Origin of the sequence: Peribacillus sp. TH14, from assembly GCF_016651145.1 — a bacterium.
GTDB classification, from domain to species: Bacteria; Bacillota; Bacilli; order Bacillales; family DSM-1321; genus Peribacillus; species Peribacillus butanolivorans.
The window spans coordinates 4,101,289-4,124,165 of the sequence record NZ_JAEKEK010000001.1 but is presented as its reverse complement, the minus strand read 5'-3'; the positions used below and the strand labels follow the sequence as shown (position 1 = coordinate 4,124,165).

Genomic DNA, 22,877 nt, shown 5'->3' with positions numbered 1-22,877 from the left:
TTTTTTTATCGTTCTTATTTTTTAATTTTAGACTTTACATATTGTTTTTCAAATTCCCTAAACATTTCACTGAGTCGCCTATACGAATGAAAAAAAGCAGGTCTTGCAAGGATAAAAGAAAGCCTTTCAACCAAATTTACTGGAATATAAGTGAAGTCCTTTATCTGTCCCTGCCAGGCACTCATTACAACTGGCATTCCATGCATCCAATAGACTGCCGATAAAAATAAACCAATTCCCTGCTTCATAGGTTCCAAAGCCTGTCCCGCTTTTCTCTCTGAAAATAGCAGACCGCATTCAGCTTCGATTTTCTTCCACTTTTCCAGTAGTTCCGGGACATGCCCATCTCCATCTTTCCAAGGTAAATAAGACTCTACTTTATTATAAAAAAGTAACTCATATGGGAACTTCTCGAGTTGAATCAAACAATTCCACTCATTATAGTCTTCTTTTTCCAAGATGATTTCCTCATTAGAAAAAAACAAAGGATGTTTTAATTCAGCAGGCACTCTTAATGAAAGCAATTGCGTCATTTGACCTCTATCCTTTTCATTCTTTTTTTCCCTTCACGGCACAGCTCTAGAAGCGGGCAGGTTTCACATCTCGGTGACTGGGCCTTGCAATGATAGCGTCCAAAGAATATCAGCCGGTGGTGCGTAACAGACCATTCTTCCTTTGGTATCTTGACCATTAATGTTTTCTCAACTTCGAGCACACTGTCCTTCCAGCGACATAATCCCAGTCGCTTGGAAACACGCTCTACATGGGTATCAACAGCAATCGCTGGCACGTCATACGCGACCGATACGACTACATTGGCCGTCTTTCGGCCGACACCAGGTAATTTAGTAAGTTCATCACGATCTCGTGGAACTTCTCTGTCATATTCCTCAATCAGCATTCGTGACAACTTTTGGATATTCTTAGCCTTATTACGAAACAACCCGATTGAGCGAATGTCATTTTCTAACTCCTCTATCGGGACGCTTATGTAATCCTCAGGCGTTTTATATTTTTGAAATAGATCCTTAGTAACCTTATTGACTAATACATCCGTACATTGAGCTGACAGGGCAACAGCAATCACCAATTCAAATGGATTGGAATGATTCAGCTCACAATGGGCATCCGGAAACATCTCACCCATTGTATCCAAACAATAGCGAATTTGAGCTTTATTAAGCATGTTCGTTCTCCTTTAATTCACATTACTGCTCGAGCCAATTATAAAAGGGCACATCTTTCATCGGTTGTGTTGGCTCTATTTTCCGGTCCCTTTTTTGATGCACTCTAAATTTTTGTCCTTGCTCCCTTGCTTGTTCCAGGGTTTTTATTCCATTCTTTTTCCACTCAAATAAAATCCGGTCAATGTATCGGAAATTCAATTTACCAGAAATGACAGCCTCCTTAAGAGCTGATTTAATAATTTCCGGTTGATGATCATCTTCCATCCACATTGCCAATGTCTCACATTCAAATGGAGATAATGGGCGCCCGAACTCCTGTTCAAAAATCGTATAAAGACTCTCCCCGGCTTTTTGTACCTCAGCGGATTCAGCCTGTTTCAAAGACTTTAAGAAGCAGTCCATCATTTTTTCATATAGCGGAGCCAGCGAATATTTTTCCTGGCCGATTTCTTGATTACTTTCAACCAACATTTCAACAAACCCTCTTTGAACCAAACGTTGGATTAAAAATAGACATTCCGATTCTTGTAATGTCATTCGTTCAGATAGTTGGGATGGTGCAGGAAAAGGATTATCTTTATCAATAAAACTTTGCAATTGAAGTAATAGGACCATTTCTTGTTCATTTAGTCCCATTGTCTTATAGTTAGTCAACAAAAAGGATGGAATCGTTATCGTTCCTTCCTTAAACCACGCATATAAATGTTCTTTATTCATGTTATGGACACCTCTGAATAAGTATAACATGAATAAGGGTTTACGAATAAGCTTATAATTTTAACAAAAAACGGTTATCTGCCAAATATGACAAGATAACCGTTTTATCATGGAATCAAGGATATAATCGATTTAATAGGCGTGGGAATGGAATAGTTTCACGGACGTGTTCAACACCACTAATCCATGCTACTGTCCGTTCTAAGCCCAAACCGAAGCCCGAATGCGGTACCGAGCCATATTTTCTTAACTCCATATACCATTTGTAAGCATCTTCACTCAAGCCATGCTCTTTAATTCTCTGTTCAAGCAGTTCTTGATCATGAATCCGCTCTGAACCACCGATAATTTCACCATATCCTTCTGGAGCAATCAAATCGGCACAAAGAACGACTTCTTCCCTGTTAGGATCTGGCTGCATATAAAAAGGTTTAATTTTCGTTGGATAATGAGTGATAAATACTGGCTTTTCATAACTCTCTGCTATTGCTGTTTCGTGTGGCGCTCCAAAATCATCACCCCATTGGATATCTTCAAAGCCTTGTTCATGAAGGAATTTAATTGCCTCATCATATGTAATCCGTGGGAAAGGAGCCTTAATTTGTTCAAGCTTTGCTGTGTCACGGCCTAGTGTATTCAACTCAAGCTGACAGTTTTTCAATACAGACTGAATTATTGATGAGACAAATTGCTCCTGAACTTCCAGGTTTTCTTTGAATTCAATGAAAGCCATTTCCGGTTCAATCATCCAGAACTCGATTAAATGACGTCTTGTTTTGGATTTCTCTGCCCGGAACGTAGGACCAAAAGAAAATACTTTTCCTAATGCCATGGCTGCTGCTTCCATATAAAGCTGACCGCTTTGTGAAAGATATGCATCCTCTTCAAAATATTTCGTGGCGAATAATTCACTTGTTCCCTCTGGAGCACTTCCTGTTAAAATTGGAGGATCGACCTTAACAAATCCTTCTTCATTAAAGAATTCATAGGTAGCACGAATGATTTCATTCCTAATTTTCATAACAGCATGCTGACGTTTTGAACGCAGCCATAAATGACGGTTATCCATTAAGAATTCAGGACCATGTGCTTTTGGAGTAATCGGATAATCAACTGATTCATGAATGACTTCAATATCTTTTACCTGTAATTCAAATCCAAACGGCGAGCGCTCATCCTTCTGAATGACACCTGTAACGTACATAGATGTCTCTTGCGTAACCGTTTTCGCACGAGCGAAAACTTCTTCGCCCACATCTGCTTTAACGACCACACCTTGTATGAAGCCAGAGCCATCACGAATTTGAAGAAAAGCAATTTTCCCACTGGAACGTTTGCTAGCAAGCCAGCCGCCAATGGTCACTTCTTGATTGACAAATTTACTAGCTTCTTTTATTGTAATTTTCACGGAATTTCCCTCCAAAAATAGCTTATCTTACTAAGGAATTTACTCTACTTATTATACCTATAGCCCTCCATACAAGCAAATAAATCAGAGGTTCCAAAATTCTTTTATATTCTTTTTATTCATACTTTTTTTGATAACTATTGCCCTTGTACTTGTTAGGTTCCTTATTACTAACGTATTTGCTGATACAAAATGCAATAGTCATTTTTAAGCTTTTGTTTTTAAAATTTATAGACTAAACATACTATTTAAAAGGGGTGACAATTGAACTGTCCACATATATAAAATCCACCATTTAAAATTTGTTCCAGAAATAATCCTTTACCCTTTCACGCACCTTTATCTCTAGCTCTAGGTTTATAGTATTATCTTTTATAACACCTAACAGCAAAATTGGCCATTATTTTAATCACTACTTATCGTGATAAAGTCCTGGCAACTATCAACATGACTTTAAATACATATTCTTTTGTAATTCTTTAGTTAATTGAACTTCTGAAAGATAATCTTGAAGGAGCCGATTACACATAACTTTTATTATTTTTTTTATCAATATCTGAATCTACTTCACACAATTTATCTAAAACAATTGGTCACATCCTTTTATAAAGGGAACCAAAGTACATCCTGTACCACTAAAATATTTATTAAACAAAAAAACCTGCTGACACCCACTTTTACGCGGAATGACTGCAGGTTTTATAATATTTAAGCCATTTTTGACTTAACAAATGAATGGATTCTTTCAACCGCTGCTTCAAGCAGTTCCAATGAAGTCGCGTAAGATAGTCTGATGTTGTCCGGAGCACCAAAACCTGAACCTGGAATTACTGCTACCTGAGCTTCTTCTAACAATGCAGTAGTAAAATCATCCACATTGCTGTAGCCAGTTAATTCAACCGCACGTTTAACATTCGGGAACAAGTAAAATGCTCCTTGCGGTTTAATGCAGCTAACTCCTGGAATTTCCACTAATTTATCATAAATTGTATTCAATCGACCTTCAAATGCTTGGCGCATTTCTTCCACAGGATCCTGTGAACCTTCATAAGCGGCAATTGCACCGTACTGAGCTGTTGTCGTAGGATTGGATGTGCTGTGGCTAGAAAGGTTTGTCATAGCTTTGATGATGGCCTCATCACCTACTGCATAACCAATTCTCCAGCCTGTCATTGAATGTGATTTAGAAACACCATTAATGATGATTGTTTGCTTTTTCAATTCAGGAGAAATCTCCGCAATCGATGTATGTGATGCATTTCCATAAACCAATTTCTCGTAAATTTCATCGGAAACGATTAAGATGTCATGTGCTAAACATACTTCTCCGATAGCCGCTAACTCTTCCCTAGAATAAAGCATACCAGTTGGATTGCTTGGAGAGTTAATGATAACTGCTTTCGTTTTCTCAGTAATTGCTTGTTCTAACTGTTCTTTTGTAATTTTATATTGATTTTCTTCAGTGCCTACAACATATACTGGTTTTCCGTCAGCAAGTTTAATTTGTTCTGGATAACTTACCCAATATGGTATTGGAACAATAACTTCATCTTCTTCATCCAGAATTGCTTGAAACAATGTATAAAGAGCGTGCTTAGCACCTGAACCAACAATAATTTCAGAAGGCTTGTAATCTAAACCTTGATCACGCTTTAATTTGGCGACAATAGCCGCTTTTAACTTTGGAAGACCTGCTGATGGCGTATATTTAGTTTGCCCTTCATTCATCGATTGAACGGTCTGCATCAATAATATGTTTAGGAGTGTTATAGTCTGGTTCACCGGCCCCCAAACCAATTATATCAAGACCTTGAGCTTTTAGTTCTTTTGCTTTTGCTGTTATTGCCAATGTTGATGATGGCGTTAATGCTTGAACCCGGTTAGCTAATTTCATAATAAATTAATCCCCCATTCTAAATGCTTCGATAATACTTTAGCCATTCCCCTGTTTTGAAATCATAATAATCATAATTAAAGCGCTCAGATTCATCAAGATATGTTACTTCCCAAAGTGGAACGTTTTTTTCCATACCAAGCTTTACTGAAATGATTTTTTGAGGATTTAGCTTTTCATTAACAATGCTTAAAATCTCTTTTTTTGACTTACCATCTTTATAGTTTTCCACTACAATTTCTTTCTTCTCGTCCTCAGGAAGCCAGACTATTTTTTTAGTCCCATTTTCTCCCTTACCAATGATGACAGAATACGAATCCTGCCCATTATAAAGGTAGAACTCTTCCATGGTTTCAAGGCCGCCCTCTTTCTTCGCCTTTTCAAAAGCCTCATTACCAGCTTCTTTTTTAGGCTGCAACGCTTTAATATATGCCCCGCCGACAAATCCGATAAAACAAAGGACTAGGATAGAAGCAATAATCAACCATTTTTTCAAAGCCGCTTTTCCCTCTTTCTATGTACGATAAATTGTAAATATCGCTTTTTCTTGATTTTCTGAATCTAATGCAAGTCCGAACATTAAGTCGTCCTTTTTCAACGTCCGGTTCAAAGAATCTACAATCTTATACAAATCAGGAGAATTTTGCAACCTGACTGTCGAGATTACTTCAATTTTACTTTCCATGAAAACGCCCCTCCATTTTAACTAAAAATTGTCAACAATCACTGGTATGAATAGGATTAGAAGGCTTTACTACCTTTCACATTATAACAGCTCGAAGGTTATTTTTCTTTATTATTTCATAAAAATTCAATTGGATTTATGAATAATCTAAAGATTCTTTAAATCCACTCTTCTATCATATCCACCATCTCATTAATTGAGCCCTGATGCCAGTCAACGGCCGGTATGGACTTTTGAAATTCAAGACCGTATTTGGCGGTGATAATGCGGCGGTCCAGAACAACTAGGACTCCTCTGTCTTCAGGAGTACGTATCAGCCTCCCGAATCCTTGGCGGAACCTTAGCAAGGCTTCAGGTAAAGAATACGCAGAGAAGGCGTTTCTGCCTTGCTTTTCGAGAAGTTGGCATTTTGCAGCTGTGACCGGCTCATCCGGTGGTGAAAACGGCAGCCTGACAATGATTAGGCAGGATAAATCCTCTCCTGGAATATCAACACCTTCCCATAGGCTAGTTGTTCCAAATAGGACGGCTTTCTCGAAGTTTTGAAAATTTCTGAGTAACCTCATTCGGCTTCCACCAGAAATCCCCTGTGCAAACAAGGTATACTCATCTAGGACCCCTGAGTCTTTGATGGAAAAATAGGTTGCTCGCAGCATCTCATGCGATGTGAACAAAACCATCATTCTCCCTTTAGCTGCCTGTGCAGCGGCAATAATATGGTTTGCCGCTGTTTCCGAGAACTCCTCCACTGATAAGCAATTAATATCCGGAATATCGTTCGGAACTACGACCTTCACAAGTTCCTTATAACGAAAAGGCGAAGGAAATCTTGCGGTCTGTATTGGTTCAGAATCTAAACCAAGCTGCGCTTTAAAGTACTGAAATGAATCCTTCACAACGAGGGTTGCCGATGTCATGATCACACTTTTCTGGCGTCCAAAATAGGAATCCCACAACCATTTACTTCCTGCAATTGGCTGAACAGTCAATGTCACGCCATGTTGTGGTGCTGTATTTGTATAATCAAGCCAATAAATATTTTCTTCTTGTGGATTGATAAAAAATTCATGTAAGGAATCCCTTGTATCCTGCAAATGTCCAAGAAGCACTTCTATATCATTTAAATAAAATAAAGCATTTTTCCCTAACGTGGCCTCATTATTTAATAAAAGACTCAACCTTTTCTCCAGTTCCATGATGATCGATCCTAGCAAGTCTACTAACCGTTCAGCAACCAGAATCGCTTTACTCCATCGATGGTCATCTATCTTAAATGAGAGGCGTTTCGGACTCACAGAATGAGATAGTTTTTGGGCTTGGTTGGAGATGTAATAAAAAAGTTGTTCAAATTCATAGGCAAAGTCATTAAGCTTTCGATCTAGGTCATGCGTGGATTTACCTTCCGTCAAGCCGTTGTTTGAGAGCAATTTTTCAAGTTTGTATAATAATTGCTTTTGATCTGTGGTCCCTAGTCTGTTCAGCACCGTCTTCACGGAAATATAATTAAGTCTTCGTCCAAGCTGTTTAGAAGCAGCCTGTTCCAAATGGTGAGCCTCATCAAGAATTAAATACCCTTTTTTTGGAATGAGGGCATCTTCTGTAAGAAGATCAGTCATTAAAAAGGAATGATTAGTAATGATGATATCTGCTTTGCCAGCTGTTCTTTTTGCTCTTTCAAAAAAGTCCAATTCAAGCCATGGTTGTTTTAAACCGACATATGTAAGCCCGTCACTTTGAAGTCTATTCCAAAAAAGTTGTCCACCACTTGTGAGATTTAATTCATCTTTATCTCCTGTTTCCGTTTCCGTTAGCCAAACTAATATTTGCATTTTTGTTAATGCTGTTTCGTAATTATCTTCCTTTTCACGTAATGCCCGTTCAAACTTTGCCAAACTCAAATAATTACTTCTTCCCTTTAGCAATACAGCTTGAAAAGAATAAGGAAGGATTTTTTTCAGCTTAGGAACTTCGTTTTGAAGAAGTTGATCCTGTAACTGAAGCGTATACGTCGAAACGACTACGGGCTTTTGATGTTTCCTCGCAAAATAAACAGCAGGAAGCAGATAGCCTAAGGATTTCCCAATCCCAGTCCCAGCTTCAATGATTGCGTCTTGACTGGATTCGAAGGAATGATGAATCATATTCATCATTTCCAGCTGTCCGTTTCTCGCTTCAAAAGCAGGAAAAGCATTTTGTAGCATGGCCATTTTCTTCTCATCATCTTGCGGAAATTCTGCTTCTCTGTCTTTATAATCAGTTTCTTCGTCGACTTTTTTAAATGCAAGGCCTCTAAATGTAATAAGTTCAGGTGAATGAACTTCAGCTTTTGTAAGTTTGCTTGCAATACAAGCATCTATCAATTCGGAAATTTCACTTTGTAAGGAAAAAGATAAGCGGTATAACTGTTTTAGCGTCATCACTGGCAGATTCATGAGCTTTTTTTTCAATTCCAATAATAATAAAGCGGTAGCATATGCATCGCTATCCGCTTGATGAGGCCGAGAATGATCTAGATTTTCTTCTTTGGCCAGCTGATGTAGCTTATATCCATCGGATGTCGGTTTCAAAATTTTCGCTAACTCTACCGTATCAAGTGTGGAACCATAAAAAGGCTCCAATCCACAGCGTACTAATTCTTCCTGTAAAAAAGATAAGTCAAATAAAACATTATGGGCAACAAAACAAGCCCCTTCTATAAGCCTGGAAATATTTTCTGCGACATCTTCAAAGTCAGGTGCATCCTTTACCGTCTCGTTGCTTATTCCGGTCAATTCTTCAATAAACAAGGAAATTTCTTGTCCAGGGTGGATGAACGTTGAGTATTCATCTACAATTTGATCATTTTCGATGACTACGCCGGCAAATTGAATAATCCGGTCTCCCTTTTTCGGAGAATTTCCTGTTGTTTCCAAATCGACCACTACATATCGTTGTGTCATGAATTGTACACCTCAAACTTCACTTTCTCCACTTCCTGATGGAATTCTCTTATCTTTTTTATACCATAATAATCGTAATAAAGGAAACACGCAGTTTATCGAATAAAAGTTTAATTACCTTTGAATCCACTTCAATCCCTCCCCCTATCCTGGTAATACAATTCTAAGCAAATGAAAAGGGCCGGCTCAACATATGCATGATACATGTGCATAAGAGCCGGCCTTCCGCTTACATGATAGTAGCTGCAGGTTCGTTTGAAATCAGTTCAACAATTTGGTTATTTTCATTCATAATCGCAACTTTAGGCTGATGATCACTCAGCTTATCTTCAGCGACCATCACATAAGAAATAATAATCACAATATCATCAGGCTGAACTAGTCTTGCTGCTGCTCCGTTCAAACAAACAACACCGCTGCCCCGTTCACCTGCAATCACATACGTTTCAAGGCGTGCACCATTATTATTATTGACGATGGCTACTTTTTCATTCGGCAGAATGCCTACCGCGTCAATTATGTCTTCATCGATTGTAATACTGCCAACATAATTCAAATTGGCTTCAGTAACCCTTGCGCGATGGATTTTTCCATTCATCATTGTTCGTAACATGTAAACTCCCCCTAAGCTGTAGGTTTATTCTACTGTCAATGTAATATTATCAATTAGCCTTGCATGCTTAAACTTCACGGCCATTGCAATAATGATATTTCCTGATAATGTTTCAATCGGCTTGAGCTCTGGATATTGATAAACCTCAATATAATCTATTTTCCCATTTGTATGGGCTTCTACATGTTCCCTTACTAGCGCCGTAATTGTATTAGGATTTCTTTCCCCTGTATTAATCGCTTCTATCGCCTTTAATAAACTTTGGTATAATTCTTTTGCTTCTATGCGTTCATCATCTAGCAGATATACATTTCGAGAGCTCTTTGCTAATCCATCTTCTTCACGAACGGTATCGACAGCTACGAGTTTAATTGGAAAATTAAAGTCTTGAATCAAACCATCTATTACTGCGACTTGCTGTGCATCCTTCTTACCGAAGTAAGCTCTATCTGGAAGAATGATATTAAAGAATTTCGTTAGGACCGTCGCTACACCATCGAAATGGCCTGGTCTTTGTCTACCACATAAACATTCCGTCCTGCTTTGGACGACAACCTTGACTGATGGTTCTTCACCGTACATTTCATTGACAGTTGGGTAGAAAAGATAATCTACGCCTGCATTGGCTGCGACATTTTCATCACGTTCCAAATCACGAGGGTATGTTTCAAAGTCCTCATTTGGTCCGAACTGCAACGGATTGACAAAAATACTTAAAACAACGATATCATTTTCTTTACGAGCGTTTTCTAAAAGGGTGGCATGTCCCTCATGTAAGAAGCCCATTGTCGCTACATAGCCGACACTTTTTTGATTGCTTTTTTCCTTAATGATTATTTGTTGTAATTCAGCTGCAGAAGTAAAAGTTTTCATTTTTTTCCCCCATAAAGAGCTGAAAGCTGCTCTTCCTTCATCGTAAATGTATGCTCTTTCGTTGGAAAATCTTTAGTTTTCACGTCATTCACATAACTTGTAATCGAATTGCTTATTAGTTCGTTCGCATTTCCGTACACTTTAACAAATTTTGCAACACGATCAACACCATAACTGATGACATCGTGATAAACAAGGACTTGACCATCTGTTTCAGCACCTGCCCCAATTCCAATGGTTGGAATTGCTAGGTTTTGTGTGACGAGTTCTCCTACTTGATATGGTACACATTCAAATACTATCGCTATGGCTCCTGCCGCTTCACATTTTTTCGCATCTTCAACGAGCTGTGCAGCTGCTTCGGCATCTTTTCCCTGTACTTTATACCCACCAAGCACACCGACTGATTGCGGAGTCAGGCCAAGATGAGCTATTACGGGAATACCAGCCTTTGTTAATGCGGAGATTTTTTCGACAACGTCATCTGCCCCTTCAACCTTCACAGCATCCGCATGGCCTTCCTGCATGATGCGGGCCGCATTTTTAAGTGTTTCATCTAAAGAAAGGTGATAGCTCATGAAGGGCATGTCTGTCACGACAAACGTATCGGGGGCCCCACGTTTTACTGCTTTTGTATGATGAATCATGTCATTAACCGTAACAGGGATGGTAGAGTCATAACCTAATACAACCATTCCTAAAGAATCGCCAACTAAAATCATGTCGACACCTGATTGTTCGGCTAACTTTGCTGACGGATAATCATATGCCGTAAGCATGACAATTTTCTCGTGATTTTGTTTCATTTTCAAAAAATCTCCGGATAATTTCATTACGTTTCCTCCTTTTTGATGGAGGAGATGAAAACATCAGCGTTTTAAAAACTGGTGTCTATACATTCATACGCAAAAAAAAGACTGACTAAATAGAGTATCTGTTACGTTACAATAAGTGGCAAAAAACGCCTCATCTTTGTCAACAAAACAGCACTTGTCCTTTTAGTCAATCTCTTTGATAACATCAGAAGTTTCATCCCTCCGTCCTAGTCCAGTACGCTGGATCAAGGCAGATTTTCAAATAATTTGGTATTTATGGGGGTGCAGTTCACATGAGATACTGCCCACTTGCATTATATCAAGCCAAAATCAAAAATTCTATTTATTTTTCACAGATTTGACAAAAATCTACTGAATTTCAATGTCTGCTGAATAAATCGAATGTACGGTTCCCTTTTTGTCTTCAAGGAGCAGAACACCAGCATCTGTTATTCCCAATGCTTTTCCGACAATTGTATCATTAACCGTACTCGCTTTAATAACCTGTCCCAGGCTGATGGCATAACTCTCCCATAGACCCTTTATTGGCATAAAGCCTTCTTGTAAATATAGATCATACAAATTTTCTAAACGAACCAACACACGTTGTATAACCTTTGACCTTGAAACCGTTTCTCCGCTTTCTATGAAAAGAGAAGACGCTTTCTCCTGCAGATCTTCTGGGAAATCTTCAATTTGTTGATTGATATTCATACCAATTCCGATAATGACAGAATGAATTCTGTCCGATTCTGCCTGCATTTCTGTCAGAATGCCAGTTACTTTCTTTCGATTTATCAAAATATCGTTCGGCCATTTGATTTGAGGTTGTAAATCCGTTATATCCTCTATTGCCTGAACCACGGCAACCGCGGCCAGTAAAGTCAACTGAGGAGCCTCATGAAGTGGAATCTTTGGCCTTAAGATTAGACTCATCCAGATGCCACTGAATTTTGGAGAATGCCAAGATCTCATGAGTCTTCCTTTTCCAGATACTTGTTCCTCGGCAACAACAAGAGTCCCCTCCTGAACTCCTTCATTTGCAAGTTGATGGGCAATTTTTTGAGTTGATTCTACAGATTCCTGATAGTGAATCATTTTCCCGAGTTTTTTTGTTTCCAAGCCAAGCTGTATTTCACTTTCTGACACTTTTTCCGGTGTTGAAATAATCCGGTAGCCTTTTTTGCGGACAGCTTCAACATTATAACCTTCACTGCGCAGGTCTTCTATATGCTTCCAGACAGCCGTGCGCGAACAGCCTATATATTCAGCAATTTCTTGACCGGATATAAATGCACCATTCGCCTTTGAAAGGGCTTCCATCAGCTTTGTTCTTAAATCAGATTGCATTTCTCCAGCCACCTCTTAATTTCATCTTTTTCATTTCTTAATTCTGCATTCAAAACAGCTTTCAAAATCAATTCCAAGTTTTCTTTCACCCATGGACCCGGTCTTTCTTGACGCCATTTCAGTAAGTCCGTACCCGTTACCGCAAGATCAGACATTTGTTTAATTATTAATTCATTAAATCGTTGATGAATAACCTTCTCTGCATCCTTAACATTTCGTCCTGTTAAGACAGCTCGGACTTTAGCAGCTTGGACGGCTTCAATCTGACCTGCCTGAAATATTTCGAGAGCAGAATTTTCAAACGGTGGTTCTTTCTTTGCTAACTGAATAATACGTTGGACACTTCTAATTGTTTTTAGCGGCAGTTTCCACTCTCTTAACGCCACTTCAATATCCTTGGCATTCGTATAAATCATGATAACAGACCATAATTCTGCCGCTTTTAAGTGATGAAGCGGCAGATTTAATAACTGCTCCAAATTTTCTTTTTGATTAGAAAATTGGGGCAAGTATTGGTATAACCCGCTCTCTAGTAAGAGCGAAAGAGCCCTTGTCTTGTAGGCTCCAGCTAAAAGTTTTTCAAATTCAATGAGAATTCTTTCGATTGCAATTTCGCTAATGATTGGTCCATTCTCTTGAAGTGAATCAAAAGTTTGCTGATCCAGTTCGAAATCAAGCTGGCTGACAAACCTTAATGCACGCATCATTCTCAAAGCATCCTCATGAAATCTTTCATGAGGATTGCCAACCGTGATAATTCTTTTTTGTAACAAATCACGCTTTCCGTTAAATGGATCAATCATATTCCCAGACTTATCCATAGCAATCGCATTCATCGTAAAGTCTCTTCTCTGTAAGTCTTCGGTCAAAGAACGGACAAATTGCACGGAATCAGGTCTGCGAAAGTCCGTATACCCGCTTTCCGTTCTAAATGTCGTAATTTCGTACGTACCAGACTCCGCAATTACAAGCACCGTTCCATGTTCGATTCCGATATCTGCTGTTTTAGGAAAGATCCCTTTAATTTCCAGAGGTGTAGCAGAACTAGCGATATCCACATCATTGATGGGCCTGCCGAGTATATAATCTCTTACAGAACCACCCACAAAATAGGCTTCGAATCCTGCTTTTTCAATCAATTCAAGAATGGGTACTGATTTTAAGAATAACTGATCCATCAGCATCCCCTCCTTATTCAATAGAATTAGTTTCGAGCGCTTGAACATAGATTGCTTCATACTCTGACATAATGGTATCTGAGTGAAATTCAGTATTGGCCCTTTCTAGAGCAGCCTCAGAAAAACGTTTATGTAAAATAGGGTTGCTTAAAAGTCCGACAGCCTTTTCAGCTACCATTTCGACGTCGCCCAATTCACAAATATAGCCGGTCTTTCCGTCAACAATAACCTCTGGAATCCCTCCTACATTCGTTCCTATACATGGAACACCACATGCCATTGCCTCAAGAAGTACAAGTCCAAAACTTTCTTTTTCGGATAGCAGTAAAATTAAATCACTAATTGAATATAATTCGGCAAGGTTGTCCTGCTTCCCCAGGAACAAGACCTTTTCTTCGATTTCAAGATCTTTAGCCAACTTTAATACCGTTGTTACTTCCGGGCCGTCTCCTACGAGAAGAAGCTTAGCAGGTATTTTCTTTTGAGCTAAAAAGAACGCTTGGATAACATCTTTAACCCGCTTGACTGAACGAAAATTTGATACATGAATGATGACTTTTTCTTCATCTTGGATACCGTATTCGTCCCGTAAATATTCTGAATTGGTTTTATGATAATCCCTTTCATCAATAAAATTATAAACGGTTTTGATTTCCTTTTCCGGAGAGATTAACTCATGTGTTTGTTGCACGAGCGAATTAGATACACCTGTAACAACATCTGATTGTTCAATCCCAAATTTTATTAAATTGGATAGTGAAGGGTCATGGCCTAGCACAGTAATGTCTGTACCATGAAGAGTCGTGACGATTTTAACTTTATTTCCTGACATCTGCTTTGCAAGAATCGCACAAACCGCATGTGGAATGGCATAATGAACATGGAGAATATCAAGTTTTTCCCTCTTCACTACTTCCGCTATCTTACTCGCAAGCGCAAGGTCATAAGGTGGATATTGAAAAACAGAGTAAGAGTTGACTTCCACTTGGTGATAATAAATATTATGGTACATCTTATTTAGGCGGAAAGGGAGGCTTGAAGAAATGAAATGAATTTCATGTCCTTTTTCAGCAAGCATTTTGCCCAATTCAGTTGCAACGACACCCGAACCTCCTACTGTAGGGTAGCAGGTAATTCCAATTTTTAATTTCATAAGATTATTTTTCCCCTAACAAATCGGCTTCGATCAGCAACGGTTTTTTTGACATAAATCCTTCCGCATAAGCGACACCCACTTCTTTGCCGAACATCTTTTCCCTTGCTTCTACTGTCTCGATATATCCGTTCACAAGCGGTGTCTCCACCGTTGTATTACTTTTTTCGAATTGACTTCCATATGCTCTAAGACTGTCCAATTTTTCCGATATAGAAGAGGTAATGTCAACGACAAAGTCAGGTTTGTGAAAACCATTTATCATAAAATAGTACATATTTTGGACACGATGAGCTTCAAGACCATCTTCATCCAAATACTTTCTAACCCCTGCTGAAAAAACTGCTTCTTCAACTAATTTTGCACAATTCCCATGGTCAGGATGACGGTCTTCCCAAAAAGGGGCAAATACAAGTGTAGGTTTATATTTGCGAATAACCGTTATAATTTGATTTATGTATTCTTCTTTCATATATAAACCACGGTCGGGTAAATCTAGGGATATTCTCTCCACCCCTAGGATTTCCGCTGCCTTAGCTGCTTCCTTTTGCCGTAATAGAACGGTACCGTTGGACGACATTTCCGCTTTTGTCAAGTCACAAATGACGATGTCCTTACCCTGTTGCGCATATTTAGCAATCGTACCACCCATACCAATTTCAACATCATCCGCATGTGCCCCGAAAGCGAGGATATCTATATTACTTTTGTTTGTCATTTATCTCACCTTGTTTTTTTCGTAGTTTAAGCCAGTCCATATATCCATGTTTCAAACCCTGAATAAGTACTTCTGCCGTTCCCATATTTGTGGCCAATGGAATTTCATATACATCGGAGAGCCTTATTAGTGCTGATACATCCGGTTCATGTGGCTGCGATGTTAATGGATCTCGGAAAAACAGGACCATATCCATTTCACCACGGGCAATCATTGCCCCGATTTCCTGGTCTCCGCCTAGAGGTCCCGAATGGAAACGATGGACAGGCAATGATACTTCTTCCATAATTCGTTTCCCCGTTGTACCAGTAGCGAATAATTCATGTTGTTGAAATACAGCTTTATAGGCTGTTACAAATTGAATGATATCTTCTTTTTTCTTATCATGGGCAATTAAGGCAATTTTCATCGTATTCCTCCTAATACCTACTCGATAATATTTTCTAGTCCATATACAAGTACATCCAATTTCATGACTGAATCAACAGCAAGTTTAACTCCTGTCATAAAGGACGCGCGATTGAATGAATCATGGCGAACCGTCAATAGCTCTCCATCACTCCCGAAAAGTACCTGTTGATGAGCAACAAGCCCCGGTAGACGAACACTATGGATATGCATGCCATCTATATTTGCTCCTCGAGCACCTTGAATGGTTTCTTTCTCATTCGGATGACCCTGTTGTTTTGTCTCACGTACTGCAGCTATCATATCTGCCGTTTTAGCAGCTGTACCTGAAGGGGCATCCAATTTTTGATCATGATGCATTTCAATGATTTCTACATTCGGGAAGTACTTTGCAGCCATTTGTGAGAACTTCATCATCAAAATAGCCCCAATTGCAAAGTTTGGAGCGATAATACATCCAATACCTTTTTCCCTAGTTAACGAATCCAGCTTTGCTAAATCTTCTTTTGTAAATCCTGTTGTTCCTACAACAGGACGGATACCATGATTCAGTGCTGTTTCTGTATGATACATTCCTACTTCAGGTGTAGTTAAATCAATCAATACGTCTGCATTTACAGCCGAGAAGCATTCGTTAATATCGGAAAAAACAGGTGCTTCAATTCCTTGAAAACCATCAATATTTGAGAGGCTTTCCCCGTTATATTTACGGTCTATAACAGCTGCTAATTCAAACCCTTCTGTTCTATGTACTAACTTCACCGCTTCATTACCCATTCTGCCACGAGGTCCAGCTACAATCACCCTTACTTTACTCATCCTTTACTTCCCCCTCTACATTCTCTTCTTTTTTTGTCCATCTGTCTTTATCACGTGTTGCAAACTTATGCATGACCGTATCGTGCGAGCTTTGAAGGTCAATACCAAGTGAATTAGCAAAACAAATTAGCACAAATAGCATGTCACCCAATTCCTCTTCAACCGTATTCTCATTTTCAGTTGATTTCTTAGGTTTTTCACCATGGTAATGATTGACTTCTCTAGCCAGTTCACCAAGCTCCTCTGACAAGCGTGCTAGCATAGCCAAAGGGCTGAAATATCCTTCTTTGAATTGTCCTATGTATTGGTCGACTTCTGCTTGCATTTGTTGGATCGTCTTTTGCTTTTCCATTTAGTCACCCATTCTTGATTTTCGTTAATAAACATTATACCTTCTTTATGTTAGCTAAAAGTGAATCATATGACAACAGATACGTTCGGTAACAAAAATTGCCCATAGTTGGTTAATTAGTTATAATAAGTAAATTAACCGCATTCAAACGTTTTGGAGGTAAAAGACATGCTTTTCGGCTTAAAATTGAAAAACACTATATTTATCCTTTTTGGAGCTGGAATCTTCGCATTTGGCCTCGTACATTTTAACATGCAAAATAACTTGGCAGAAGGCGGTTTCACTGGTCTCACCTTGATTATATATCAACTTATTGGGATAAATCCTTCTTATTCTAATTTGGTTTTAAATATCCCATTATTCTTAATAGGGTGGAAATATTTAGGGCGGACTTCTTTTTTTTATACAATCATTGGAACCGTTGGTTTATCCGTTTGGCTATGGGTATTCGAAAGATATCAAATCGAAATAAATCTCGGGAATGATTTGATGCTGGTGGCATTGTTTGCCGGGGTCTTTGTTGGTGTTGGGCTAGGTATCATCTTCCGTTATGGCGGGACAACTGGCGGCGTTGATATTATTGCCCGATTTGCCCATCGATATTTAGGAATGGGCATGGGCCGGACCATGTTTATTTTTGATGCCATTGTTATTGGCCTATCCATTCTCACCTACTTGGATTACAGGGAAGCGATGTATACCCTAGTGGCGGTATTCATCGGTGCGCGGGTTATCGACTTTATGCAGGAAGGAGCCTATGCGGCTAGAGGAGCAATGATTATCAGCGAGAAAAATGAGGAAATTGCTGATAAAATCATGAAAGATATGGAGCGAGGAGTAACAGTCTTAAGGGGGTATGGATCATATACAAGAACTGATCGAGAAGTTCTATATTGTGTTGTCGGTAAAAATGAGCTCGTTCGCTTGAAAAATGCCATCACTTCAGTGGACCCTCATGCTTTTGTATCTGTAAGTGAAGTGCATGACGTATTAGGTGAAGGCTTTACCCTAGATGAGAATAAGAATCCAATCGAACGGTAGTATCAACTGTGAAACCATTACAAATACATCATTTTACATGATTCCCCAAATAGTGAAGTTTTATAAGTAGTATTAACTAAACCCGGAATATATCGTAAACGAATAAAAAGAACTCCATCATGTGATGGAGTTCTTTTTATTTAATCTTCTTCTCTCATACCTGTATACATAAGCAGAAGTCGAACTAGTTCAAGCACGGCTACAAGAGCGGCAGCAACATACGTCATCGCAGCTGCACTTAATACTTTTTTCGTTTCTCGTTCTTCATCATTACGGATAACTCCTACAGAAACGAGTTGATCCATTGCCCGAGAGGAAGCATTAAACTCCACCGGCAGCGTGATTACTTGAAATAATACTGCGATCGCCATAAATACGATACCCGCTATTAATAAGCCTGGGATTCTGGCTAACACCCCGATTAAAATTAAAATCCAAGATATATTGGAACCAAAGTTAGCGACCGGTACTAACGCATGGCGAAAACGTAAGAACGCATAAGCTTCTTTATCTTGAATCGCATGTCCCACTTCATGGGCTGCAACTGCTACACCGGCAACAGAATGCCCATGATAGTTATCCGTCGATAAACGGACCGTTTTATCTCTTGGGTCGTAATGATCTGAGAGCATTCCAGGTGTTTCTTCGACCCTGACATTATATAAACCATTTTGATCCAAAATGGCTCTCGCCGTTTCAGCACCATTCATACCCGAAGAAGCAGATACTTTTGAATATTTTTTATACGTACTTTTCACTTTCATTTGTGCATAAATCGGGATTAAAATGATAATCGCCAAATAAATGAAATACATGGTATCCTCCTAAAACTATTATTACTCTCAATTCTATGGAATGAATGCTACCATGTCAAATATAGAGTTCTCTTCACTTACCTTCAATCGTTATGCTCTTTTCTAGGTTTTTCTCGATCTCCATTATATTTTCTCCAGCCGACGTAAGAAAGAGTCATTATTATAATACTGCCAGTAGTTATGATAACCCACCAAAGGGAAGGATCTGCATCGTCTTCTCCCATATCATTAAAAATAGACGTTAATTCATTTTGCAATGCATCCAGCTCTTTTTGGCTATCACTATCTCTAATTACTTCAGGACGGTATTGATTAATGTATTGAATCCTAGTATCCAGTTGCTGAATCTTTTCTTTAGAAAGGTCGACTTTCAAGCTTGGATATATCATTTCGTATTGTGAAAGGAATAAGTTCAATTGATTATTAAATGTTATTGTGTCTTGATGGATCGCGGCATCCTTTGTTTGCCTGAAGGAATTCATCATTTGATCCTCCATCTCGGTCCAAAGAGGCTGATGCGTTGACTTCACAGCATCCACAACAAGCCTAAATTTTGTAACTGAATTAACCTTCTCAGAATCTCCCTTATTCAAATCCTTTATTGTCATCAATGCTTCATTATGAGCTACAGTAATAATTCGAAGTTCGTCCATGTCAAGAATTTGTTCTTTCGCTGTCTCTTTTATAAACTGGTCAGAAAAAAACGTAAGCATCTTTTCCGAATCTCCGTATCGCTTCAACTTTGTCATTTCCAACGCTCTATCGGAAATGTTATCTAATTGCTCCAAACTTGAAGAGGATTCTGCATAGACAGGGAAATGTAAGACGACAAATAAAACAGCAATGGTTAATATGAATTTTTTCAACATGCTACTCGTCCCTCCTCATATCTCTACTAAAACGATATGAAACAAAAAACATGAGTAGACCTTGTTCATCATAAAAAGTTAACCCCGCACTCAAAAAATGAATGCGGGGCTAACTATTAGTAGATCATTGAAAGAGTAAATCGCTTTTTTCTAAAACCAAAGTACCATCCAACAAAGATAGAAAGAATACTTAGCCAAAAGGTAAAATAGCCTATTGAATTCATATAGACCAATAAATCACGATAAATAGGCATCATTTCAAAAACGTAATCAATAATATCATTATGTATGGTCCAAATCCCTGCTACAATCAAATGCCAAGGTTTTATTCGATAAAATGGTGAATATAAAATCCCTTGAATCGCCATACCCAAATGAGAAGCCATTAACATATAACCTTCCCAAGGCAATGAACCTGTTGTCATTAATGTCAGTATATTCATCACAACTGCCCATAAACCATATTTGAATAGGGTTATAATCGCCAATGCCTCCATAAGGCCAAAGTTTCTTTTCAAAAGAAACCCCAGTAATACAAATACAAAAAATAGGCTAGCAGTCGGGCTGTCTGGTACAAAAGCTAAAAAAATAGTCGGTGTGTTTGCTAATTGACTACCATACCAATAATATCCAAATAAAGTTCCGAATATATTAACCATTAATAGCAAAAAGAGCATTTGCCGATTTGCAAGCCAGCTGTAGATAATATTCATTCTTTTTACCTCTCTTACTATTCTCAATACAACCATTTTACAGTTCCTGATCTTTAAATCCAAGTTTTCATTTCAATTTCTTATCAGATTCTTTTCAATTTTCCAATAAAAAAGCCGACAACCGTAGTCGTCAGCTTTTCCATTCGGCAGCATATGAAAGAAAATGCTGTCGATAGATACTTTATTTTGCTGTTAAACCCGAAACAAATTCAGCTAATGTTGCCAATTCTTCATCAGAACCTTTGAACATACCAGCTGGCATAGCACCTTGGCCTTTGCGAGCGATTTTAGAGATTTCTTCTGGCTTTAAACCAGTGTCAATCAAGCTCGGTGCACCTGCACCACCTGTTAACTCAGCTCCGTGGCAACTAATACAACCACTAGCATCCATAAGTTTATAACCTTCGCTGTCTTTATCAATGTCTGCACCTTCTACGATTGCACCTTGCTTCTTAGAAGCTTCCCAGTCGTGATGGGCTGCAGACTCCCATGTCAGATAAAATACACCAGCCATTGCTAATAACATAAAACCTACAGCAAATGGACGTTTTGCTGGACTACGCTCTGGACCACGGTCTAAAAATGGTGCCAAGAGCAATGCTCCGAATGCTAGTCCAGGTATAACGAGAGCCCCGATTGCATTATACGGACCCGATGCATAAGTATACTTAAGTAATTGGTAAAGGAATAGGAAATACCAGTCAGGTAGCGGAATATACGCTGTATCTGTCGGATCTGCTATTCTTTCTAATGGAGACGGATGTGCAATTGTTAGGCACAAATAGCCAACAAGGAATACAGCTCCGACCATCCATTCTTTTAAAAGGAAATTAGGCCAAAATGCTTCAGTTTTCCCAGGATATTCTGAATAATCTTTCGGAATATTCGGTTTACGGTTCGCGGAGATACGCGAGTCACCTACGAATTTCATACCTTTCCCACGATGCATTGAACAATCCCCTCCTTTATGAAAAGGTTTTTATGATTCTCAGTTCATAACTCTTTTATAGTGGACCTGAAATACCTTGTTTCCGGATCATCAAGAAATGAGCCGCTAGTAAAGCAAATAGTGCTGCAGGCAGGAAGAATACATGAATTGCGAAGAATCGTGTTAATGTCTGTGCTCCAACTATTGTTGGATCTCCTGCTATCAATGTCTTAAGTGCTGGTCCCATTAGCGGTACCGAATCGACAATTGTCAAAGTAACCTTTGTTGCAAATAGCGCTTTCATATCCCATGGCAGTAAATAACCTGTTAATCCTAATGCCAGCATAATAAAGAAAATTAATACGCCGACCATCCAGTTCAATTCGCGCGGTTTTTTGTAAGCTCCCTGGAAGAAGACACGAAGAGTATGTAAAAACATCATAACAATAACTAGACTTGCTCCCCAGTGATGCATACCACGGACAATTTGACCGAAGGCAACTTCATTTTGTAGATAATAAACAGATTCCCAAGCGTTTTTAATGTCCGGTACATAGTACATCGTCAAGAACATACCCGACAATATTTGGATGACCGTGATAAAGAAAGTTAACCCACCAAAACAATATACGAATGCAGAAAAATGATGCGCGGGGTTAACATGTTCAGGAACCTCATGGTCAGCAATATCCCGCCATAATGGCGTAATATCTAAACGCTCGTCCACCCAGTCATATAACTTTGTTAGCAATGTTTACGCCCCCCCATGCGGTTTTAGTTGACCCAAATAAAGAATTCCATCTTTCTCTTTCGTGTCATAGACATCCAAAGGTGAAACCGGTGGTGTCCCTTTCACGTTCACACCATCTTTCGTGTACCTGCCATAATGACAAGGACAGAAAAATTGATTCGGATTAGACTTATCCGTATTCCATGCTACCGTACAGCCTAAATGTTTACAAATTGGAGATAAAGCAACGATATTGCCGTCTTCCATTTTATAAACCCAAGCTGTATTTGTTTCTTCAGACTCATACCACCCGTCGACCTGCTTAAAACTAAAGTCAACACGGGTTGGTTCGGTAGTCAGTTCACTTACCTTTTGTTTAGTTGCAATGTAATCCCCGCCTTTATCTGCTGATAATACTGGATCAATTGCAAACCTAACCATAGGCATCAACATACCGGCCGCCATAAATCCACCAACGCCAGTAAGTGTGTAATTAAGGAATTGACGTCGTGAAACATTATGCTTGCTCATGCGTTTTCCCCCCCTCTATTACTATACTGAGAGCCCAAAGGACCAATAAATAGCAACACTATAAAACTAGGACATTTCCATGATATCTCAATAATTTACCAAGGTCAATATTTGTAAAACCCAAAAGGTGGCAACTATGTG

The 22,877-nt window shown here is 38.9% G+C and carries 24 protein-coding genes and 1 pseudogene; 1 reads left to right on the top strand and 24 read right to left on the bottom strand.

The genetic code is table 11. From position 1 onward, the window contains the following. Positions 1-14 precede the first annotated feature (14 nt). The 18 genes and pseudogenes from JFU50_RS20130 to JFU50_RS20045 all read right to left on the bottom strand — a co-directional run bounded on the left by JFU50_RS20130 (position 15) and on the right by JFU50_RS20045 (position 17,109). A complete protein-coding gene (locus JFU50_RS20130) occupies positions 15-533 on the bottom strand; it encodes a YpoC family protein (protein ID WP_201223794.1) in 519 nt (172 codons plus the stop codon). Next, on the bottom strand, positions 530-1,186 hold the full coding sequence (gene nth / locus JFU50_RS20125) for an endonuclease III (RefSeq protein WP_053346745.1): 657 nt from the start codon (positions 1,184-1,186) through the stop codon (positions 530-532). Before nth ends, JFU50_RS20130 begins: the two co-directional genes overlap by 4 nt. Positions 1,187-1,208: 22 nt before the next feature. Then, the gene (locus JFU50_RS20120) at positions 1,209-1,904 is read right to left on the bottom strand and encodes a DnaD domain-containing protein (RefSeq protein WP_056525004.1); all 696 of its coding nucleotides are present in this window, start codon (positions 1,902-1,904) and stop codon (positions 1,209-1,211) included. Positions 1,905-2,019: 115 nt separating this feature from the next. Next, positions 2,020-3,312, bottom strand: coding sequence for an asparagine--tRNA ligase (asnS, locus tag JFU50_RS20115; protein WP_053346747.1), 1,293 nt, complete (start codon positions 3,310-3,312; stop codon positions 2,020-2,022). Between the two features lie 708 nt (positions 3,313-4,020). Continuing rightward, a pseudogene (locus tag JFU50_RS20110) lies at positions 4,021-5,206 on the bottom strand (pyridoxal phosphate-dependent aminotransferase). Between the two features lie 19 nt (positions 5,207-5,225). Continuing rightward, the gene (locus JFU50_RS20105; protein ID WP_056525010.1) at positions 5,226-5,702 is read right to left on the bottom strand and encodes a cell wall elongation regulator TseB-like domain-containing protein; all 477 of its coding nucleotides are present in this window, start codon (positions 5,700-5,702) and stop codon (positions 5,226-5,228) included. An 18-nt stretch (positions 5,703-5,720) separates the two neighbouring features. After that, a complete protein-coding gene (locus JFU50_RS20100; protein ID WP_082527552.1) occupies positions 5,721-5,891 on the bottom strand; it encodes a YpmA family protein in 171 nt (56 codons plus the stop codon). Positions 5,892-6,049: 158 nt separating this feature from the next. After that, on the bottom strand, positions 6,050-8,830 hold the full coding sequence (gene dinG / locus JFU50_RS20095) for an ATP-dependent DNA helicase DinG (RefSeq protein WP_201223792.1): 2,781 nt from the start codon (positions 8,828-8,830) through the stop codon (positions 6,050-6,052). Between the two features lie 229 nt (positions 8,831-9,059). Beyond that, the gene (gene panD, locus JFU50_RS20090) at positions 9,060-9,443 is read right to left on the bottom strand and encodes an aspartate 1-decarboxylase (protein ID WP_201223790.1); all 384 of its coding nucleotides are present in this window, start codon (positions 9,441-9,443) and stop codon (positions 9,060-9,062) included. Positions 9,444-9,467: 24 nt separating this feature from the next. Next, positions 9,468-10,316 carry a pantoate--beta-alanine ligase gene (panC, locus tag JFU50_RS20085; RefSeq protein WP_201185622.1) on the bottom strand — a complete coding sequence of 283 codons (849 nt, stop codon included), beginning with the start codon at positions 10,314-10,316 and terminating at the stop codon, positions 9,468-9,470. Continuing rightward, on the bottom strand, positions 10,313-11,149 hold the full coding sequence (gene panB / locus JFU50_RS20080; protein WP_201223788.1) for a 3-methyl-2-oxobutanoate hydroxymethyltransferase: 837 nt from the start codon (positions 11,147-11,149) through the stop codon (positions 10,313-10,315). Before panB ends, panC begins: the two co-directional genes overlap by 4 nt. Positions 11,150-11,500: 351 nt before the next feature. Then, positions 11,501-12,481: a biotin--[acetyl-CoA-carboxylase] ligase gene (locus JFU50_RS20075; protein ID WP_053346754.1), complete on the bottom strand. Its 981-nt coding sequence runs from the start codon at positions 12,479-12,481 to the stop codon at positions 11,501-11,503. Further along, complete coding sequence (locus JFU50_RS20070) at positions 12,466-13,659, bottom strand: CCA tRNA nucleotidyltransferase (RefSeq protein WP_201223786.1); 1,194 nt, start codon at positions 13,657-13,659, stop codon at positions 12,466-12,468. The genes JFU50_RS20075 and JFU50_RS20070 overlap by 16 nt, the downstream gene beginning before the upstream one ends. Before the next feature lie 13 nt (positions 13,660-13,672). Then, positions 13,673-14,812, bottom strand: a complete 1,140-nt coding sequence (bshA, locus tag JFU50_RS20065; RefSeq protein ID WP_201185626.1) for an N-acetyl-alpha-D-glucosaminyl L-malate synthase BshA — start codon at positions 14,810-14,812, stop codon at positions 13,673-13,675. A 4-nt stretch (positions 14,813-14,816) separates the two neighbouring features. Beyond that, complete coding sequence (gene bshB1, locus JFU50_RS20060) at positions 14,817-15,530, bottom strand: bacillithiol biosynthesis deacetylase BshB1 (protein ID WP_201185628.1); 714 nt, start codon at positions 15,528-15,530, stop codon at positions 14,817-14,819. Then, on the bottom strand, positions 15,514-15,939 hold the full coding sequence (locus JFU50_RS20055) for a methylglyoxal synthase (RefSeq protein ID WP_053346758.1): 426 nt from the start codon (positions 15,937-15,939) through the stop codon (positions 15,514-15,516). Before JFU50_RS20055 ends, bshB1 begins: the two co-directional genes overlap by 17 nt. A gap of 17 nt (positions 15,940-15,956) precedes the next feature. Next, the gene (gene dapB / locus JFU50_RS20050) at positions 15,957-16,757 is read right to left on the bottom strand and encodes a 4-hydroxy-tetrahydrodipicolinate reductase (RefSeq protein WP_057217451.1); all 801 of its coding nucleotides are present in this window, start codon (positions 16,755-16,757) and stop codon (positions 15,957-15,959) included. Continuing rightward, positions 16,750-17,109, bottom strand: a complete 360-nt coding sequence (locus tag JFU50_RS20045) for a nucleotide pyrophosphohydrolase (protein WP_053346760.1) — start codon at positions 17,107-17,109, stop codon at positions 16,750-16,752. Before JFU50_RS20045 ends, dapB begins: the two co-directional genes overlap by 8 nt. A gap of 168 nt (positions 17,110-17,277) precedes the next feature. Between JFU50_RS20045 and JFU50_RS20040 the strand changes: the two genes are divergently transcribed. After that, positions 17,278-18,150, top strand: coding sequence for a YitT family protein (locus JFU50_RS20040; protein ID WP_201223785.1), 873 nt, complete (start codon positions 17,278-17,280; stop codon positions 18,148-18,150). Between the two features lie 140 nt (positions 18,151-18,290). Here JFU50_RS20040 and JFU50_RS20035 read toward each other — a convergent pair whose 3' ends face one another. The 6 genes from JFU50_RS20035 to JFU50_RS20010 form a co-directional block, all read right to left on the bottom strand. Next, the gene (locus JFU50_RS20035; RefSeq protein ID WP_201223784.1) at positions 18,291-18,965 is read right to left on the bottom strand and encodes a zinc metallopeptidase; all 675 of its coding nucleotides are present in this window, start codon (positions 18,963-18,965) and stop codon (positions 18,291-18,293) included. 83 nt (positions 18,966-19,048) lie between these two features. Next, positions 19,049-19,834, bottom strand: a complete 786-nt coding sequence (gene ypjB, locus JFU50_RS20030) for a sporulation protein YpjB (protein WP_053346763.1) — start codon at positions 19,832-19,834, stop codon at positions 19,049-19,051. 116 nt (positions 19,835-19,950) lie between these two features. Next, positions 19,951-20,547 (bottom strand): DUF1405 domain-containing protein, encoded by a 597-nt coding sequence (locus JFU50_RS20025; RefSeq protein WP_201223783.1) that lies wholly within the window; start codon positions 20,545-20,547, stop codon positions 19,951-19,953. A gap of 181 nt (positions 20,548-20,728) precedes the next feature. Continuing rightward, the gene (locus JFU50_RS20020; RefSeq protein WP_053346765.1) at positions 20,729-21,496 is read right to left on the bottom strand and encodes a menaquinol-cytochrome c reductase cytochrome b/c subunit; all 768 of its coding nucleotides are present in this window, start codon (positions 21,494-21,496) and stop codon (positions 20,729-20,731) included. A gap of 55 nt (positions 21,497-21,551) precedes the next feature. Further along, entirely contained in the window at positions 21,552-22,226 is a 675-nt protein-coding gene (gene qcrB / locus JFU50_RS20015; RefSeq protein WP_053346766.1) for a menaquinol-cytochrome c reductase cytochrome b subunit, read from the bottom strand. 3 nt (positions 22,227-22,229) lie between these two features. Beyond that, the gene (locus JFU50_RS20010; protein ID WP_053346767.1) at positions 22,230-22,736 is read right to left on the bottom strand and encodes a QcrA and Rieske domain-containing protein; all 507 of its coding nucleotides are present in this window, start codon (positions 22,734-22,736) and stop codon (positions 22,230-22,232) included. Positions 22,737-22,877 lie beyond the last annotated feature (141 nt).

Bases quoted from the DNA above. Each gene is read 5' to 3' on its own strand.
- JFU50_RS20130 (WP_201223794.1), bottom strand. From the start codon at position 533: ATGACGCAATTGCTTTCATTAAGAGTGCCTGCTGAATTAAAACATCCT.
- nth (WP_053346745.1), bottom strand. From the start codon at position 1,186: ATGCTTAATAAAGCTCAAATTCGCTATTGTTTGGATACAATGGGTGAG.
- JFU50_RS20120 (WP_056525004.1), bottom strand. From the start codon at position 1,904: ATGAATAAAGAACATTTATATGCGTGGTTTAAGGAAGGAACGATAACG.
- JFU50_RS20100 (WP_082527552.1), bottom strand. From the start codon at position 5,891: ATGGAAAGTAAAATTGAAGTAATCTCGACAGTCAGGTTGCAAAATTCT.
- dinG (WP_201223792.1), bottom strand. From the start codon at position 8,830: ATGACACAACGATATGTAGTGGTCGATTTGGAAACAACAGGAAATTCT.
- panD (WP_201223790.1), bottom strand. From the start codon at position 9,443: ATGTTACGAACAATGATGAATGGAAAAATCCATCGCGCAAGGGTTACT.
- panC (WP_201185622.1), bottom strand. From the start codon at position 10,316: ATGAAAACTTTTACTTCTGCAGCTGAATTACAACAAATAATCATTAAG.
- panB (WP_201223788.1), bottom strand. From the start codon at position 11,149: ATGAAATTATCCGGAGATTTTTTGAAAATGAAACAAAATCACGAGAAA.
- JFU50_RS20075 (WP_053346754.1), bottom strand. From the start codon at position 12,481: ATGCAATCTGATTTAAGAACAAAGCTGATGGAAGCCCTTTCAAAGGCG.
- JFU50_RS20070 (WP_201223786.1), bottom strand. From the start codon at position 13,659: ATGGATCAGTTATTCTTAAAATCAGTACCCATTCTTGAATTGATTGAA.
- bshA (WP_201185626.1), bottom strand. From the start codon at position 14,812: ATGAAATTAAAAATTGGAATTACCTGCTACCCTACAGTAGGAGGTTCG.
- bshB1 (WP_201185628.1), bottom strand. From the start codon at position 15,530: ATGACAAACAAAAGTAATATAGATATCCTCGCTTTCGGGGCACATGCG.
- JFU50_RS20055 (WP_053346758.1), bottom strand. From the start codon at position 15,939: ATGAAAATTGCCTTAATTGCCCATGATAAGAAAAAAGAAGATATCATT.
- dapB (WP_057217451.1), bottom strand. From the start codon at position 16,757: ATGAGTAAAGTAAGGGTGATTGTAGCTGGACCTCGTGGCAGAATGGGT.
- JFU50_RS20045 (WP_053346760.1), bottom strand. From the start codon at position 17,109: ATGGAAAAGCAAAAGACGATCCAACAAATGCAAGCAGAAGTCGACCAA.
- JFU50_RS20040 (WP_201223785.1), top strand. From the start codon at position 17,278: ATGCTTTTCGGCTTAAAATTGAAAAACACTATATTTATCCTTTTTGGA.
- JFU50_RS20035 (WP_201223784.1), bottom strand. From the start codon at position 18,965: ATGTATTTCATTTATTTGGCGATTATCATTTTAATCCCGATTTATGCA.
- ypjB (WP_053346763.1), bottom strand. From the start codon at position 19,834: ATGTTGAAAAAATTCATATTAACCATTGCTGTTTTATTTGTCGTCTTA.
- JFU50_RS20025 (WP_201223783.1), bottom strand. From the start codon at position 20,547: ATGAATATTATCTACAGCTGGCTTGCAAATCGGCAAATGCTCTTTTTG.
- JFU50_RS20020 (WP_053346765.1), bottom strand. From the start codon at position 21,496: ATGCATCGTGGGAAAGGTATGAAATTCGTAGGTGACTCGCGTATCTCC.
- JFU50_RS20010 (WP_053346767.1), bottom strand. From the start codon at position 22,736: ATGAGCAAGCATAATGTTTCACGACGTCAATTCCTTAATTACACACTT.